2 protein-coding genes are annotated in these 1,290 nt (G+C 71.2%); both read right to left on the bottom strand.

The features are described from left to right. A partial coding sequence (locus ACNFOC_RS54475; RefSeq protein ID WP_416966326.1) for a GNAT family N-acetyltransferase occupies positions 1-902 on the bottom strand: 902 nt, incomplete at its 3' end. Further along, positions 845-1,290, bottom strand: a 446-nt coding sequence (locus ACNFOC_RS54470; protein ID WP_416966325.1) for an ATP-binding protein, incomplete at its 5' end; no start/stop codon positions are given. The genes ACNFOC_RS54475 and ACNFOC_RS54470, both read right to left, overlap by 58 nt.

The raw sequence follows: 1,290 nt of genomic DNA, 5'->3' as shown, positions 1-1,290 counted from the left end.
CCGTGTGCGGTGGCGCCGCGTTGTACGCCCCAGTCCCGGGCGAGACCGGTGAGCAGGAGCAGGCCCCGACCGTGCTCGTCGTACGCGTCGCCGGGTTTCTGTCGGGGATCGGCGTCGAGGGCGACGTAGATGTGTTCGTGCTGGTGGACGGAGGTTCCGGAGGAGGTGAAGTCGGCCTCCCTGGTGCAGAGCAGGGGCCCGGGCTCCAGGTCGGTCCAGCCGGTCTCCTCGCGTAGTTCGCGCAGGGCGCCCTCGCGCGGGGTCTCGTCCCGTTCGAGGCCGCCGCCGGGCAGGGCCCAGAAGCTGCCGCTCTCGGCGTCGTCGTAGCGGAAGAGGAAGACGGAGCCGGCGGGGTCGAGTACGGCGACGCGGCCCGCGTGCCGGAGTCTGCGCAGCCGCTTGCGCAACACCGCGCAGGGGCGGCCGAGTTGGCGGTCCTGGCGGTGGTCGATGACGTCGTAGCCGAGGGTGGTCCAGAAGGCGAGGGCGGCGGGATTGTTGTCAAGGACGGCCAGGCGTACGGCGGTTCGGCCGGCCGCGCGGAAGCGGTCCTCGACGAGGGACGCCAACTGCCGTCCGTGTCCCTGCTGTTGCCGCGTGGCGTCGATCATCAGCAGGCCGATCCAGGGGTCCTCGTCCTCCGGGTCGGGATGTGTCCCGAGGGTGATCGCGATCCCGACGAGCCGCCCGGCGCTACGGGCGAGCAGGACTTCCGTGTCCGGGTCGGCCAGTTCGTCGGCCAGCGCGGTCGCCACCTGCTCGGGCCGGATGTCCTCCGGGTCGGGGAAGTCACCGCTCAGGGCGTGGAACGCGTGGTTCGAGGCGTAGAGGGCGGTCAGCTCGGTCAGCAGCTCGCCGGGGAGCGCGCCGGCCTCGGTCGGCGTGAGCGGTTCGAGGAACATGGGGGCACGCTAGCGGCCGGGGGGTCCGCCGAGTCCGAACCAGATCTGTTTGCGGGGGTGCCGTGTGCGGTGGCGCCGCGTTGTACGCCCCAGTCCCGGGCGAGACCGGTGAGCAGGAGCAGGCCCCGACCGTGCTCGTCGTACGCGTCGCCGGGTTTCTGTCGGGGATCGGCGTCGAGGGCGTCGTCGTAGACCGAGACGCGTAAGCGGTCCTGGCGCAGGACGACTTCGAGGCGTACGGCCAGGGAGTCGGTGTGGAGGTTGACGTTCGTGACGATCTCGGAGACCAGGAGTCTGGCGGTGTCGGCGTGTTGGGGGTGGCCGGTGACCTGGAGGAGGAGGGCGACGAGGTCCCGGCAGATCTTGGGGCTGGTGCTGTCTCTTATAC

Origin of the sequence: Streptomyces colwelliae (assembly GCF_048158785.1) — a bacterium.
Lineage (GTDB): Bacteria > Actinomycetota > Actinomycetes > Streptomycetales > Streptomycetaceae > Streptomyces.
Note: the sequence above shows the minus strand (reverse complement) of the source record. Positions and strands in the feature narration are given on the sequence as shown.